17 protein-coding genes and 2 pseudogenes are annotated in these 14,366 nt (G+C 68.1%); 16 read left to right on the top strand and 3 right to left on the bottom strand.

Going from position 1 to position 14,366, the window contains the following annotated elements:
- Positions 1-93: 93 nt before the first annotated feature.
- From dsbD to MOTC310_RS16955, 4 genes are read left to right on the top strand one after another with little or no spacing between them, the layout of a single operon-like run.
- Entirely contained in the window at positions 94-1,875 is a 1,782-nt protein-coding gene (dsbD, locus tag MOTC310_RS16970) for a protein-disulfide reductase DsbD (protein ID WP_331302623.1), read from the top strand.
- A gap of 40 nt (positions 1,876-1,915) precedes the next feature.
- Positions 1,916-2,551, top strand: a complete 636-nt coding sequence (locus tag MOTC310_RS16965) for a DsbA family protein (protein ID WP_331302622.1) — start codon at positions 1,916-1,918, stop codon at positions 2,549-2,551.
- Positions 2,551-3,357, top strand: a complete 807-nt coding sequence (locus MOTC310_RS16960) for a L,D-transpeptidase (RefSeq protein ID WP_331302621.1) — start codon at positions 2,551-2,553, stop codon at positions 3,355-3,357. Before MOTC310_RS16965 ends, MOTC310_RS16960 begins: the two co-directional genes overlap by 1 nt.
- Entirely contained in the window at positions 3,341-3,808 is a 468-nt protein-coding gene (locus MOTC310_RS16955) for a DsrE family protein (protein ID WP_331302620.1), read from the top strand. Before MOTC310_RS16960 ends, MOTC310_RS16955 begins: the two co-directional genes overlap by 17 nt.
- A gap of 148 nt (positions 3,809-3,956) precedes the next feature.
- Here MOTC310_RS16955 and MOTC310_RS16950 read toward each other — a convergent pair whose 3' ends face one another.
- Positions 3,957-4,370, bottom strand: coding sequence for a MerR family transcriptional regulator (locus MOTC310_RS16950; RefSeq protein WP_331302619.1), 414 nt, complete (start codon positions 4,368-4,370; stop codon positions 3,957-3,959).
- 29 nt (positions 4,371-4,399) lie between these two features.
- Here MOTC310_RS16950 and MOTC310_RS32840 point away from each other — a divergent pair, with 29 nt between their 5' ends.
- The gene (locus tag MOTC310_RS32840) at positions 4,400-4,852 is read left to right on the top strand and encodes a mercuric transporter MerT family protein (RefSeq protein WP_419539924.1); all 453 of its coding nucleotides are present in this window, start codon (positions 4,400-4,402) and stop codon (positions 4,850-4,852) included.
- Positions 4,853-4,857: 5 nt separating this feature from the next.
- Entirely contained in the window at positions 4,858-5,085 is a 228-nt protein-coding gene (locus tag MOTC310_RS16945) for a GDCCVxC domain-containing (seleno)protein (RefSeq protein ID WP_331302618.1), read from the top strand.
- 1,089 nt (positions 5,086-6,174) lie between these two features.
- On the opposite strand, the pseudogene MOTC310_RS16940 reads toward MOTC310_RS16945, so the two are convergent.
- Positions 6,175-6,629, bottom strand: a pseudogene (locus MOTC310_RS16940) (hypothetical protein).
- A gap of 164 nt (positions 6,630-6,793) precedes the next feature.
- On the opposite strand from MOTC310_RS16940, the gene MOTC310_RS16935 reads away from it, so the two are divergent.
- The 6 genes and pseudogenes from MOTC310_RS16935 to MOTC310_RS16910 all read left to right on the top strand — a co-directional run bounded on the left by MOTC310_RS16935 (position 6,794) and on the right by MOTC310_RS16910 (position 10,571).
- Positions 6,794-7,219, top strand: coding sequence for a YeeE/YedE family protein (locus MOTC310_RS16935; protein WP_331302617.1), 426 nt, complete (start codon positions 6,794-6,796; stop codon positions 7,217-7,219).
- Positions 7,220-7,222: 3 nt separating this feature from the next.
- Entirely contained in the window at positions 7,223-7,672 is a 450-nt protein-coding gene (locus MOTC310_RS16930) for a DUF6691 family protein (protein ID WP_331302616.1), read from the top strand.
- Complete coding sequence (locus tag MOTC310_RS16925; protein WP_331302615.1) at positions 7,669-8,478, top strand: sulfite exporter TauE/SafE family protein; 810 nt, start codon at positions 7,669-7,671, stop codon at positions 8,476-8,478. Before MOTC310_RS16930 ends, MOTC310_RS16925 begins: the two co-directional genes overlap by 4 nt.
- A gap of 20 nt (positions 8,479-8,498) precedes the next feature.
- Complete coding sequence (locus MOTC310_RS16920) at positions 8,499-9,410, top strand: MBL fold metallo-hydrolase (protein ID WP_331302614.1); 912 nt, start codon at positions 8,499-8,501, stop codon at positions 9,408-9,410.
- An 11-nt stretch (positions 9,411-9,421) separates the two neighbouring features.
- Positions 9,422-9,808 (top strand): rhodanese-like domain-containing protein, encoded by a 387-nt coding sequence (locus MOTC310_RS16915; RefSeq protein WP_331302613.1) that lies wholly within the window; start codon positions 9,422-9,424, stop codon positions 9,806-9,808.
- A gap of 59 nt (positions 9,809-9,867) precedes the next feature.
- A pseudogene (locus MOTC310_RS16910) lies at positions 9,868-10,571 on the top strand (sigma-70 family RNA polymerase sigma factor).
- 79 nt (positions 10,572-10,650) lie between these two features.
- Here MOTC310_RS16910 and MOTC310_RS16905 read toward each other — a convergent pair.
- Positions 10,651-11,325 carry a Crp/Fnr family transcriptional regulator gene (locus MOTC310_RS16905; protein ID WP_331302612.1) on the bottom strand — a complete coding sequence of 225 codons (675 nt, stop codon included), beginning with the start codon at positions 11,323-11,325 and terminating at the stop codon, positions 10,651-10,653.
- A gap of 186 nt (positions 11,326-11,511) precedes the next feature.
- Between MOTC310_RS16905 and MOTC310_RS16900 the strand changes: the two genes are divergently transcribed.
- Genes MOTC310_RS16900 through MOTC310_RS16885 form a run of 4 tightly spaced genes read left to right on the top strand, consistent with a single transcriptional unit; the run spans position 11,512 to position 14,070 of the window.
- On the top strand, positions 11,512-12,312 hold the full coding sequence (locus tag MOTC310_RS16900) for a pentapeptide repeat-containing protein (protein WP_331302611.1): 801 nt from the start codon (positions 11,512-11,514) through the stop codon (positions 12,310-12,312).
- 45 nt (positions 12,313-12,357) lie between these two features.
- Complete coding sequence (locus tag MOTC310_RS16895) at positions 12,358-12,747, top strand: thioredoxin family protein (RefSeq protein ID WP_331302610.1); 390 nt, start codon at positions 12,358-12,360, stop codon at positions 12,745-12,747.
- A gap of 7 nt (positions 12,748-12,754) precedes the next feature.
- Positions 12,755-13,474, top strand: a complete 720-nt coding sequence (locus MOTC310_RS16890; RefSeq protein ID WP_331302609.1) for a cytochrome c biogenesis CcdA family protein — start codon at positions 12,755-12,757, stop codon at positions 13,472-13,474.
- Between the two features lie 5 nt (positions 13,475-13,479).
- On the top strand, positions 13,480-14,070 hold the full coding sequence (locus MOTC310_RS16885; protein ID WP_331302734.1) for a hypothetical protein: 591 nt from the start codon (positions 13,480-13,482) through the stop codon (positions 14,068-14,070).
- The last annotated feature ends 296 nt before the right edge of the window (positions 14,071-14,366 follow it).

Raw genomic sequence — 14,366 nt, 5'->3', positions numbered from 1 at the left:
GTCTCCCCTGACCGTCCCTCATCCTCCGGGCCTGGCTTAAGCCTGGCTTAAGCTGCGTTTCTGACCTGCGGCGGGCCGATCCGGACCCCGCCCATGCCGAACGTGTTCGCCCACCTCATCCTGGCCGCCCTGGTCTGGGCCGGCGCCGCGCCGTGGTCGCCGGGATGGTCCCAGGACGCCACCGTGCGGCAGACGCCCTTCACCCTCGTCGCGACCCGCGACGCAAACCTCGCCTTGCACCTGCGCTGGACCATCGCGCCCGGCACCTACCTCTACCGGGACAGGATCCGCGCCGAGGCCGGCACCGGCACGGAGCTTCCCATCAGCACGCCGCCCGCGCAGACCAAGGACGACCCGAACTTCGGGCCGACCGAGGTCTATCACGACTCCGTGGAGGCCATCGTTCCCGGCGCGGCGCTGGCCAGCCTGCGGGAGGTCCGGGTCACCTATCAGGGCTGCGCCGAGAGGGGCATCTGCTACCCGCCGGTCACGAAGCGGCTGGACCTCGCCTCCCTGGCAAGCGCTGGCGCGTCCCCAGCCGACGAGGCCACCACCGCCGCTGGGCCCGCGGGCGGGACGGTCGCCGCGCCCACCCGCCAGGATGTCTTCCCCGCCGGACCGGCTCTCTTTCTTGTCGGCGACCTCGCCGGTGTCCTGGCGGGCATGTTCGGGCTCGGCCTCCTGCTGGCGTTCACCCCCTGCATCCTGCCGATGGTGCCGATCCTGTCGGGCATGATCGCCCGCTCGGGCCAGGAGCTCACGCCCGGACGAGGCCTCGCGCTGTCCGGAAGCTACGTCCTCGCCATGGCTGCGGCCTATGCCAGCCTCGGCGTCGCGGCGGCTTGGCTCGGCCGCAACCTGCAGGTCGCGCTCCAGACCCCGCTCGCCCTCGGCCTGATGGCCACCGCGTTCGTCGCGCTCGCCCTGTCGATGTTCGGCCTGTTCGACCTGCAGGCGCCGCGCTGGTGGCGGGACCGCTTCGGCGCCCCGGCGGCCCACGGTGGATCGGTCGCGGGAGCCGCGTTCCTCGGGTTCAGCTCGGCCCTCGTCGTCGGGCCCTGCGTGACGCCACCCCTTGCCGCCGCCCTTCTCTACGTCGCCCAGACGGGGAACGTCCTGCGCGGGGCGCTGGCCCTCTTCGCCCTCGGCCTCGGGATGGGCGCGCCGCTGGTGCTCGTCGGCGCGTTCGGCGCCGGCATCCTGCCGCGGTCCGGCCCGTGGCTGGAGCGGGCGAAGCAGGCTTTCGGCTTCGTGTTCCTCGCTCTCGCGGCCTCGCTCGTGACACGCCTGCTGCCGGACGGGTTGTCCCTCCTGCTTTGGGCGGCGCTCGCCATCGGCACCGGGCTGGCGCTCGCGGCGGTGACCACGAACGGCCGCCCGTCACGCGCCGGTCGCGCGGCGGGCTTGCTGGCCTTCGCCCATGGGGGGCTCCTCCTCCTCGGGGCTGCCACGGGCGCGGACGACCCGCTACGGCCCCTTGCCGGCCTCGGCCCGTCTCGACCGGACCACATCGCCGGGGCCCGTACGGTCTCCTCCGTCCCGGATTTCGAGGCCGCCCTCCTTGCAGCCCGAGCCGAGGGTAAGCCGGTGCTCGTCGAGTTCGCCGCCGACTGGTGCACCGTCTGCAGGACGAACGAGCGGACGGTCCTGGCGAACGCCGACATCCGGAAGCGGCTCAAGGCCGTCTCGGTCATCCGGGCCGACGTCACCCGCGACGACGACGCCACCCGCGCCCTGATGCGCCGCTTCGAGGTGGTCGGCCAGCCGACCCTCGTCCTGATGCGACCCGACGGCGGCGAGGTCTGGGAGGCCCGCACCGAGGGCGAGCTCACGGTCGAGGACCTTAAGCGCCGCCTCGCCCTTGTCGGAGCCTGAGCTCCCCCCTCTCGAACTACCCATACCCACGGAGACCGTCATGGACCGCAGGACCCTGCTCGCCCTACTGCCCGCCGTCGCGCTTGCGCCCGCCCTGGTGTCGCTGGTGTCCCACGCCGGGGAGGCCTTCGCCCAGGGCATCGACCCGAACGCAATCCTCAATGATCCGGAGGCGCCGATCTCGGGCAACCCGAAGGGCGACCTGACCATCGTCGCCTTCCTCGATTACAACTGCCCCTTCTGCAAGAAGGCCGAGCCCGACCTGCTCCGGCTGGTGAAGTCGGACAATCGCATCCGCCTTGTTCACAAGGACTGGCCGATCCTCGGCGAGGCTTCCGTCTACGGCGCCCAGCTCGCCCTCGCGGCGAAGTACCAGGGCCGCTACGACGACGTGCATCGCGCGCTGATGGGCATCCCCGGCCGCAAGATCCCGAAGGAGCGGATGCTGGAGGCGGTCTCCGCCTCCGGCGTCGACATGGCCCGCCTGGAGGCGGACCGCACGTCCCACCAGGGCGAGATCTCGGCCCTACTCCAGCGTAACCTCGACCAGGCGGACGCCCTCGGCCTGCAGGGCACGCCGGTCTTCCTCATCGGCCCGCTGAAGGTCGCGGCCGCCCTTGACTACGACGGCTTCAAGCAGGCGGTCGCACAGGCGCGCGCCAAGGGTCGCTCGTGATGCGGCCGGTTGTGCGCCTCCCGGCGCTTCTCGCACTCGCCGCGGCGCTCGGGGCCTGTTCGGCATCGATGGGCGCCCCTGGCCCGGTCACGGAGGCGGGGCCGCACCTTCCGGCCGATGCCGTCCGTCGCTACGCGGCCATCACCGACGAGCCGTTCCCGGTCGATGCGGTCGAGCCGCGCGACCTGAAGGCCCGCAACGTCCGCCAGGTCGTCGACTATCCGATTAGGCAGCCACCAGGCACGCTGGTGGTCGATCCCTACGGACGCTTCCTCTACCTCGTCATGGAGGGCGGCAAGGCGATGCGCTACGGGGTCGGGGTGGGCAAGGCCGGCTTCGAGTTCACCGGGGAGGCGACGGTCGCCCGCAAGGCGTCCTGGCCGCGTTGGACGCCGACACCCGACATGCTCCGCCGGGACCCGGAACGGAACGGGCGCTGGGCCGGCGGCATGCCCGGTGGGGCGCGCAATCCTCTCGGGGCCCGGGCGCTCTACCTGTTCAAGGACGGCAAGGACACGCTCTACCGCATCCACGGCACCACAGAGCCGTGGAGCATTGGCGAGGCGGTATCCTCAGGGTGCATCCGCATGCTGAATCAGGACGTCATCGACCTGCATCGACGCGTGCCGACCGGCACGAAGGTCGTCGTGCTCGGGTCTCACGGCACCGCCCAGGCCGCGCGGCCGGCGGCGCCGGAGACGATCGGCAGCCTCGACCGTGTGCGCCTCGACGACGTTTCCCGCGGCGCCTCGGAGGCGCCCGAACCCCTGACGGACGACGGAGTGGCGGATGACGACGGTCTTTAGGAACCTGATGCTCGCGCTCGCCCTCGCGATCATGGGCATCGGTACGGTTCACGCCGGCTCGGAGGCGCCAGCCGGGCACTACGCCGACCAAAAGGTGGTCTACCACAACGGCGGAGGCGGCCCGGACGGAGCGGCCTACTTCAAGCGCCTGCTGGCCAACCTGCGCAATCACGTCGATGCCGTGGGCAGGACGCGTGTTGAGATCCGCGTGGTGAGCCTCGGCGACGGGGTCGGCCTCTTCCAGGCGGCCGCGAACGACAAGGAACTCGCCGGCCGCATCGACGCCCTCAAGGGAATGGGCGTCCGGTTCCTGGTCTGCGCCAACACCCTGCGCGAGCGGAAAATCGACCGCACCACCCTGTACGGCGTCGGCGAGGACGACCTCGTGCCGAGCGGCGTCGCCGAACTGACGCGCCTGCAGGGCATGGGCTTCGCCTACATCCATCCCTAGTGGTCATGATCTGAAGCTTGGTACCAGTTCGCAGGGTCCGCGAGGGGTAATTTTCAGCCGGTCCGCTTTTGATCGGAGAAGCATCGAAGGGGACATACTCTCCGCGTCCGCTCGCGATTGTCCTCGAATCTTCAAAGGGGGTGCCGCCTCACATCGGAGCATCGAGCATGTCGAGAACTGGGCAGGCAGGCGTTGGCGCGCCGCTGCACTGGTCGACCGTGGCGCTCAGGATGCGCTCAAGCCGCGTAAGATGGGCAAGTTTGGTGCGAACCTCGGACAGGTGCGCACTGGCAATGTCCCGGACCTCGGCACAAGATCGGTGACCGGGCGCGGCCAACGTCAGCAAGGCCCGGATGTCCTCGATCCCGAAGCCCAACGCACGGGCGTGGCGGATAAACGCTATGCGTCGGACGTGAGCCGGCTCGTACGCCCGGTGTCCGCCTTCGGTGCGGGCAGGCGGCGGCATGAGCCCGATGCGCTCGTAGTAGCGGACCGTCTCTAAATTGACCTCGGTTGCCGCCGCGAGCTGCCCAATGGTGAAACCACGCGGACCCATGACCATTTTTCGCTTGATCCTGTAGTGGCTACGGGATGCAGAGTGGCACGGACATGACAGACACACCATCCATAGCAACCCCTGTGAGGTCCGCTCCGCGTCCGCGGGACAGCCTACCAGCTCCCTCAGGAGGCTGGTTCGCCGGGCTGGGTACGGTCGCCGGGTTGGGGGCTCTAGCGGCATCGTCCTGCTGCGCCCTGCCGGTGGCGCTCGCCAGTCTCGGTGCTACAGGAGCGGCGTTCGGCGGGTTGGCGATGCTGGCGAGCATCCGACCACTTCTGCTCAGCGGGGCTGCACTGGCCCTCCTTGTGGGCTGGTGGCTGTTCTTTCGTCGGCGGGCAGTGGTCTGCAACACGGCCGGCCCATGTGCCAGCCCCGGACCATCACGGCGCACAGCCGCCCTTCTCGCGGTCGGGACGGCGCTGGTTGCCCTGGCGATTGTCTGGGAACCCTACCTTGAGCCCATGGTGCTCAGGGCCATGCGGTAAGGCGGATGCAGCTTCAGTCCACTCTCACATGCCCGCACTGCGGCCAGCAGGCGACGGAAACGATGCCGACTGACGCCTGTCAGTTCTTCTATGAGTGCACCGGCTGCGGCACGCTCCTGCGTCCGAATTTAGGCGACTGCTGCGTATTCTGTTCCTTCGGTGACGTACCCTGTCCGCCAATCCAAGAGGCCCGCGAGAGCGGCCAGCTTGCACCCTGCTGCTCGGGATCATAGCAACCAGCCCAGCCGAACATGGGTAATTTCTGCCCTAACCGAAGTTGCGGGACAGCCGACGAACGACCGCTTTCGAGAAACGCCGAGTGCGTTGCGAGCGGCTGGCATGCCTCGGAAGCGAGAGGGCCGCTCAGGGTGGATTTGCGACAGTCCGCTCTGCGGCGGATTTCCGGAGGATATGGACATCACTCAATGGATCGTAGGGATGACCAATAGCAGATGCCTCCAGATTTGGCAGCAAGACATACGAGCGTATCGTCTCGGTCTTTGACAGATACGATCTCACCCATCGCCCACATACGACAGACACCGACGCGTCGTCTCCGACCCAACTCGCGCTGGTATTTATCGAAATTGCTGCTCTTAAGAATATTCTCAAGGTTCTCTGCATCAGCTTGGGACTGACACCCATGTGTCGGCATCTGTATCTGCGCTGCCGACGCAGTATGAAAACTGATTGCCGACACGAAAATCAGCGCAGATAATTGCAGCAACCTCTTCACAAACAATGCCGCCTTTGAGCCTTTTGATAGGCTACAAAAGCGGTTTAGATGATTTTGTTGAAGCATTGCACGCTGATGACACCAATAATTTTCTTATATTTATCTTCCGAAAAATTAGAATTTTTGTTATTGAGATTCGGCGACGATGACCCCAGGTTGAGAAACTATTGCCCAGCATTTGGGGCTTGTAACTCGTTTGAGCCGATCTTTATCTAGGAGCGGCCACGAATTTCGTTGCGAGCCCGCCACTCAATCTCATTACGGATCTTCTCCTCAGTCTTTTGGAGAAGCGAGCCACAAGCCAGCTTTCGATGCAGGCTTTCTGTCGAATGGCCAGCGAAGGGGCGCTCACCCAATCGCTGCGCTCGGATTTGGCCGTAGGGAGAGCCAACCAACGTCATCGTCTCATTAGGCGCTTGGTATATACTATGCCCTCGCACTTACCCGAAGCAGGTCTGCTTGGGGAGGGCCGCCAACGAGTAGGCGCATGACCGAGTTGGGTTGCAAGCAGACCCTCACAACCGGTATCAAGCCGAAGGTTTTATCACTAGTTCGGGGAGTGTGGCTGCCTCCCCAACGCCGTCCGTCAGAGCCTGGCCGCCATGAGCGCGTGGCCAGGCCGGCTGTCATGATCGCCCGGTCCGGGTCCGATGGGCCCGAAATCGCCACGGAGCGCCTTCAGGGCGTTACGCTCGACCTCGATCTCCCGGGCCGTGCGAAAGCCGAGCCGTCTGAGCACCGGCAACGGCGGGCACCAGCCCTGGACGGCGTGCTGGAGCAGGAAGGCGGTCACCGCCGCAGGGCGAGCCACCGCCGGTCCGTGGTCATGCCCAGGACCGTCCCCGTGAGCGCCAGCGTCGCGGCGTTGGCTTCCAGCGTCCGCTCGACGTCCCATTCCGCGTCGAGCTCGCGCAGCCGACGGCCGATGACCTGCGGGTGCTCGGCGTGCCAGCGCACGCTCGCATCGAGCTCGGCGGCGATGCGTCGGTTGTCCCGCGCACCCGTTTGAAGCGAAACCCGCTGCGCAGTTCTAGGCACCATCGGACGTCTCCCTCTTGACATTACATTAGATAATACTAAATTAGCATAATCGAAATTAAGGCGTTTGGAAGCGACGCGTCCGGTGTCAGGTCAACCTCGCAGGCGCCTTGGGGATCAAGCGCCGCCTGCGGGTTTTCTTCAGCCGCATCTCCGAAGGGATCTCCATGAACGGCTTCACGCCTGTCAGCGCCCTCGCCGGCGGTGCCATGATCGGCGCGTCCGCGGCCCTGTTCCTGCTCCTCAACGGACGCATCGCCGGCATCAGCGGCATCCTCGGCGGACTGCTCGCCCCACCCTCGCGCGAGACTGGATGGCGCGCGGCCTTCGTGGCGGGCCTCGTCCTGGCGCCGTTCGCCTATGCCGGCCTGAGTGGCCGCCTGCCACCGGTGACGGTCGGAGCATCGTTCCCGCTTCTGATCCTCGCGGGCCTGCTGGTCGGCTTCGGCGCGCGCCTCGGTGCCGGGTGCACCAGCGGCCACGGGGTCTGCGGCCTCGGCCGTGGCTCGCCCCGCTCCCTGGCCGCGACCGGCACATTCATTGCCATCGCCGTCCTGACCGTCCTCGTCGCGCGCCATCTCGTCGGAGCCTGAGCCATGGCCAAGACCGCCTCCGCCTTCGCCGTCGGCCTCCTGTTCGGCCTCGGCCTTCTCGTCTCCGGCATGGCCGACCCGGCCAAGGTCCTCGGCTTCCTGGACGTGACTGGCCGCTGGGACCCCAACCTCGCCCTCGTCATGGCGGGCGCCGTCGCGGTCTCGGCCGCCGGCTACCGCCTGGCGCGGCGGCGCGGACGGCCTGTGCTCGCGCCCAGGCTCGACGTCCCGGCCCGGCGCGACCTCGACGGACGCCTGATAGCTGGGGCCGCGATCTTCGGTCTCGGCTGGGGGCTGGCCGGCCTCTGCCCCGGGCCTGCCCTCACCATCCTGACGGTGGCCCCGGCCGAGGCCGTGACCTTCGTGGCGGCGATGGTCGCCGGCATGCTGCTGTTCCGCCTGGTGCCGGCGGCGCGCCTGAAGCCGACGGCCGTGCTGGGAGCCGACGCATGATGCCCGGTCCCCTCACATCCGGTCTCGCCGCCGGCTCGGGCGGGGTCGTGGGCGTGATCCTCGGCCTCGTCGGTGGGGGCGGCTCGATCCTCGCGGTCCCGCTCCTGACCTACGTGGTAGGCGTGTCCTCGCCCCACGTCGCCATCGGGACCAGCGCCCTGGCGGTCTCGGTCAGCGCGGCGGGCAACCTTGTCCCGCAATGGCGGGCCGGGAACGTGAAGTGGCGGTGCGCGGCGGCGTTCTCGCTCGCCGGGGTCGTGGGCGCGCTCGTCGGCTCGGCGGCCGCCAAGGCGGTCGACGGGCGGAGCCTGCTCGCTCTGTTCGGGGTCGTCATGCTCGTGGTCGGGGGCCTGATGCTGCGCAAGCGGCGCGGCGAGGGCGACCCGGACGTGCGCCTGACCAAGGCCAGCGCCCCGATGCTCCTGCCCTGGCTCCTCGGCATTGGCCTCGCGGTCGGCCTGTTCTCCGGTTTTTTCGGGATCGGCGGGGGATTCCTGATCGTGCCGGGCCTGATGCTGGCGACGTCGATGCCGCTGCCCATGGCCATCGGCACCTCGCTGGTCGCGGTCAGCGCCTTCGGGGCGGCGACCGCCGCGAGCTACGCCGCTTCCGTCCTGATCGACTGGCCGCTCGCCGGCCTGTTCATCCTAGGGGGTGTACTCGGGGGCCTCGTCGGATCGAGGCTCGGCCAGCGCCTCGCCGGGCGCAAGCGCGCCCTCACCGTCACCTTCGCCGGCCTCGTCATCCTGGTCGGCTTGTACGTCGTCGCCCGCGGGGCCCTGCCGCTCCTCGGTATGAGCGCCTGATCCCGGAAAGGAGGAGATCCATGTCGAACCAGACCGTCGGAGCCCTGCGCGGGCGTCCCATCGTGACCGGCTTCCACGACGAGCCGACCGGCAGCATTCAGTATGTCGTCGCGGACCCCGAGACGAAGCGCTGCGCCATCATCGACCCGGTGCTCGACTTCGATCCGAAGTCCGGCGCGACCGCAACCCGCTCCGCCGACGCCCTGCTCGCCCATATCGAGCGGGAGGACTACGTCCTGGAGTGGATCCTCGACACCCACCCGCACGCCGACCACTTCTCGGCGGCCGGCTACCTGCACGACAAGACCGGCGTCCCGACCGCCATCGGCGAGAAGGTCGTCGACGTGCAGCGGCTTTGGAAGGGTCTGTACAACCTGCCCGACGCGTTCCGGACGGACGGTTCGCAGTGGTCCCGGCTCTTCGCCGACGGCGAGCGCTTCCGGATCGGCGACCTCGACGTCGAGGTCATGTTTACGCCGGGTCACACCATGGCCTCCATCGCCTATCGGATCGGCGACGCCGCCTACATCCACGACACCCTGTTCATGCCCGACAGCGGCTCGGCGCGGGCGGACTTCCCGGGCGGCAACGCGCACGCCTTGTGGCGCAGCATCCAGCGCATCCTGGCCCTGCCGGACGACACGCGGCTGTTCACCGGGCACGACTACCGCCCGGGCGGCCGGGCGGCGGCCTGGGAAAGTACGGTCGCCCGGCAGCGGGCGGAGAACCCGCACCTCGTCGTGACCCCGACCGAAAAGGCGTTCGTGGCGATGCGCGAGGCCCGCGACCGCGAACTGCCGATGCCGAAGCTCATCCTGCACTCCCTGCAGGTAAACATCCGCGGCGGGCGCCTGCCCGAGCCCGAGGCGAACGGCCGCCGCTACCTGAAGATCCCGCTCGACGCCTTCGACGGCGCGGCGTGGGGCGAATGACGGAGACGACCATGACCACGATCAGCGCCAAGGACTTGGTGGCGCAGGCCAACCGGGAGGTGGAGACCCTGTCGGCCGAAGAGGCGCTGGCGCGCTTGGGCCAGCCGAACACGGTGCTCGTCGATGTGCGCGAGGGCGAGGAGTTGGCCAAGACCGGCAGGATCGCCGGGGCCGTCCACGTGCCCCGGGGGTTCGTGGAGTTCCAGGCCGACCCCGCGAGCCCGACCCACCGGGCCGAGCTCGGCGGGGGCAAGCGCCTGGTGCTCTACTGCGGCTCCGGCAACCGCTCGGCCCTGGCCGCCAAGACCCTGAATGACATGGGCCTCGGCCCGGTCGCTCATGTCGCCGGTGGCTTCCCGGCCCTGGCGAAGGCCGGGGCGACCGTCGAGCCAGCCTGAACGCGTAAGGCTGCGCCCGTCGCCGGGGGTGGCGCGCCGTCCATTGGAGACCATGATCCGTGACCGAGACATCGCCCGTCGCCGAGCCGAAGGCCGCGCCGGTTGACGGCTGCCGCAAGGCGGCCATCGTTTCCCACCTCACGGGGCCGCTGCGGGACTATTTCGCCCTCGCCGAACAGGTTCCGGTCCCGGCGAGGCTGTCGGTCCTCATCGGGCGGTTCGAGGCCGCCCTTGCGGAATCGGGCCAAAGGCTCGCCGACAGCTTCCGCGCCGACCTCATCCGGGGGGCCTGCCGATGCTGCGGACCTTCGCCGTGTCGCTGTGCGGAAACGAGGCAAGGGCGGACGACCTCGTCCAGGAGACGCTGATCCGGGCCTGGGCGAACCGGACGCGGTTCACGCCCGGCAGCAACTTCACAGCCTGGACCTTCACCATCCTGCGCAACCAGTTTTACAGCGAGATCCGCAAGGCCAAGCGGGAGGTCGAGGACGGCGACGGGGCGTACGCGGCCACCCTGCTGGCCGCCCCGGACCAGGAGCACGCGGTCACCCTCGGCTCGGTGATGAACGTGATCGGGACCTTGCCGGCGGCCCAGCGCCAGGCCCTCCTCCTCGTAGGGGCGGAGGGCTTCACGTACGAGGAGGCGGCGGTCCGCCTGGGCTGCCAGGTCGGCACCGTGAAAAGCCGGGCAAGCCGGGCGCGTAACTTCCTCGTCGAGACCCTGGCGTGCGATGCGACGGCTCTCGGCATCGCGGGACCGTAGAGCGAAACCAGGGCGGCTCGGCCGCACAGTCGAGAAGCGCGATCCGCATCGGCCTCCGTGCTGGCGCCACTCGCCGTTGTCACTTACGACCGGTGGCTTCCAGGCCGGCGCGGTCGACGATCTCGACCGCGCCACGCCGGACCTCGATCAGGCCCGCCTCGGCCCATTGCCCCAGTATGCGGCTCACCACTTCCCGCACGCTGCCGATGTCGTCCGCGAGCTTCTGATGGGTCACCGCGGCCACGCCCCGTGGGTCCGCCTCGGCCAGGAGCCGATGGGCGAGGCGCTGCTTGAGGGGCGCGAAAGCGACCTCGTCGATCAGCGTGAACAAGCCGGACATCAGCCGTGTGTAGTCGTCCATGACGAAGCTGCGGAAGGCGGCGCTCTCGCCCATCAAGTGTTGAAACGTGCTCACCGGCAGGGCCGCGAGTTCGGTTCGCTCCTCGGCGATGCTCTGCGCCGGGAAGTTGCCGCCGGACAAGAGGCACTGGGTCGTCAGGGCGCAGGTACCTCCGGGGCCGACCTTGTAGATCAGGACCTCGCGCCCGCCCTCCGACATTCGGAAGATGCGCGTGCGCCCTTCCAGGCACATCAGGTAGTTGGCGCATTCGCCATCGAGTTCGTAGGCGACGGCGCCCGCATCTAGAACCGGGAAGTGGACGGTTCCCCGGGCGATCTGTAGGTGCGCCGGGCTGAGAGCTTGGAGCAGCGGGAAACGGTCGATCCAACGTTCGACTTTCTGGGCGTCCGTCATGGTTGGCGTCGTCCCCCCCGGCCGTGACGACGGGTGATCGTCCGGCTCGCGTTGCGTTTTTCTCCCGCCGCGCCGGACTTGTGTGACCTGGGTCACCGACCGGGTGCGGAGGCTCCGCATAGCATCGCGACACAACGAACACGATAAGGGCGCCCGCCCTGCGCGGTGCCCACCGGGAGTGTACCGATGCGCCGCCTCGCCCTCAGCTTCATGCTGGCCGCCCTCGCCGCCGGCCCCGCCTCGGCCGAACAGGACCTGCTGCTGGGGGCGGACATGTCCTCGCCCGCGATGACCAAGGCGGAGATGAGCCGCGCCGACGTCGAAGCACTGATCAAGGCCGCGGACGGCAAGCCGGTCGACCTGCACGACAAGTCCCTATCCGGGCTCGACCTCTCCGGTCTGAACCTCCGGGGCGTCAACTTGCGGACCGCCCGCCTGAACAAGGCCAACCTCCGTGGCGCCGACCTCAGCGGCGCGAACCTCGAACAGGCGTGGTTCCTGAAGGCCGACCTGTCCGGCGCCAAGCTCGCGGACGCGAAGATGTTCGGCATCACCGCCCGCGACGCGAACTTCAGCGGGGCCGACCTCAGCCGGTCCATGCCCATCGGCGACTTCAAGGGCGCCAACATGAGCGGTGCCACGCTGGTCGATCTCAAGGGGGGCGCCGACATCAAGAATCAGTCCATGGGCCTGATGCGGGCCGTCTTTGTGTCGGTGAACCTCTCCGGCGCCAACCTGAAGGGTGCCAACCTAGGCCGGTCGCGGCTCGAATACGCCAACTTGAAGGATGCCGACCTCACCGACGTGGTGTTGATCGGCTCGGACCTGTCCGGGGCCAACTTGACCGGCGCCACGGTCACGGGCGCAGACTTCAAGAACGTCGACGTCAGCGGTGCCCGGCTAATCGATCTCAAGGGGCAGCAGGAAGCCAAGGATTGGGCCGAGCGCGTGAACATCGACCGCGCCGTCACCCAGGCAACCAACTGAGCCACCCGTTCGCCTCGATCCATCACCAAGGAGACAGACACCCCCATGACCACCCGACGCTTCCTGCTCGGCGCCCTGGCCGCCGCTCCCCTGCTGTTCGGCACAGGCGCCCAAGCCGCCGAGGCGGTGTTCACACCCAATGCCTTCGAGGCGGCACAGAAGGCGGGCAAGCCGATCCTCGTCCACGTCACCGCGCCGTGGTGCACCGTCTGCGCGGCGCAGAAGCCGATCCTGGCCAAGCTGGAGGCCCAGCCCCGGTTCAAGGACCTGCAAGTGTTCGACGTCGACTTCGACAGCCGCAAGGACGTGTTGAAGCGGTTCGGCGTGACGAGGAAGAGCACCCTGATCACCTTCAAGGGCGAGAAGGAGACGGGCCGCTCGGTCGGCGACACCCAGCCGGAATGGATCGAGGGCGCCGTCGAGAAGGCGTTGTAGGTCTGTCATGGCCACGACGTTCGGCCTCGCGTTCCTCGCCGGGATCCTCTCGGTGCTGTCCCCCTGCGTGCTGCCCCTGCTGCCGCTGGTTCTGGGCGCGGCGGCCTCGGAGCATAGGCTCGGCCCCGCCGCTCTGGCCGCTGGTCTCGCGCTGTCCTTCGTGGCCATCGGACTATTCGTGGCGACCGTGGGGTTCGCCATCGGCCTCGACGTCGATGTCTTCCGCACCGTCGCGGCCATCATGCTGGTCCTGATGGGGCTCGTCCTGATGGTTCCTGCCGCCCAGACCCGTCTCGCCGTAGCCGCCGGCCCGGTGAGTAACTGGACCGAGAGCCGGTTCGGTGGCTTCTCGACCACTGGGCTTCTGGGCCAGTTCGGTGTCGGGCTGCTGCTCGGGGCGGTCTGGAGCCCCTGCGTCGGGCCGACCCTCGGGGCCGCGTCCCTCCTCGCCTCGCAGGGGCGAGACCTGGGCACGGTAGCTGCGACGATGCTTCTGTTCGGCGTCGGCGCCACGCTGCCGCTCCTGCTCCTCGGCACGCTGTCCCGCGAGGTGTTGGTGCGCTGGCGCAACCGGATGATGGGGCTCGGCAAGGGGCTGAAGGTTGCCTTGGGCGCCATCCTCGTGGCCACCGGCCTGATGATCGCCACGGGCTACGACAAGGCCGCGGAGACCGTCCTGGTCAATGCCTTGCCTGCTTGGCTCACCAATCTGACGACCCGCCTGTGACCACGATGGTATTTGCCTCCAGAGCCCGCCCCACGCGACCCTACCTTCTCCGGGCCTGCCTGCTCTACGCTGCCATCCTCCTCGGGATGGCAGGTCCGGCGCATGCTTGGGAAATGGTCGGCACGAAGCAGCTTGAGCTCCGCACCCGCGACGGTATGTACATCCCAATCGGCACCGTGACGTTCACCCCGGGGGCGGACGCCACGCGGTTCGTCGTCACCCTCGACCGGGCGAAGTTCAAGGACTTCTTCCTGTCGATGCGCGAGTTTAAATGCGTCGAGGGGCCCGAGGTGCAGTGCCATGTCCCCTATCCCTACGCGAACCCGGGAACGGTCCGCCCGGGCGATTATGTGTGGTTGGAGCACGCACTTCTCTTCCTCTACAAAGCGCCGGCCGAATACGGAGCCAAGCTGAGCAACGGACTCTACTACGCCCTCCAGGCGACGAACGACGGGCTCGTCGGGAGGCCGATGGCGGTGGACCTCAACGACATCGCCGCACCTCCGCAGGATCCCTCCGACCCGCCGTTCGACCAAACAACCCGTACAGACATCATTCCGGGCACCCGCTGGATCGACGTCTTGATCATCCGTTGACGGGCGTCGTGACGGCGCCCACTACGACTGAAGTTGGACCGGCTAGGGCAGCCGCTTAACGAGCAATTCTGCCGAAAGCGGGCGGTTCGAAACGCATTCGTCTTGGACGCCTGCAGGTCCAGCGGCACCAGCCGAAACTAGCCAAAAGCGGCTAGTCCACTTCAGATCAGGGTTTGCTGAAATGTGGACGCACCGTCTTCAGCCCAACCTCGCCATAGCAGTTTGCCCACGCAACGCCCGAGTGCGTTGATCCGTCCTCCTATCGCATTAGCAAAGGCAACCAATCAGGATACCTT

The organism is Methylobacterium oryzae (genome assembly GCF_036441375.1).
Classification (GTDB): Bacteria; Pseudomonadota; Alphaproteobacteria; order Rhizobiales; family Beijerinckiaceae; genus Methylobacterium; species Methylobacterium oryzae_A.
This window is presented reverse-complemented; position numbering and strand designations above follow the sequence as displayed.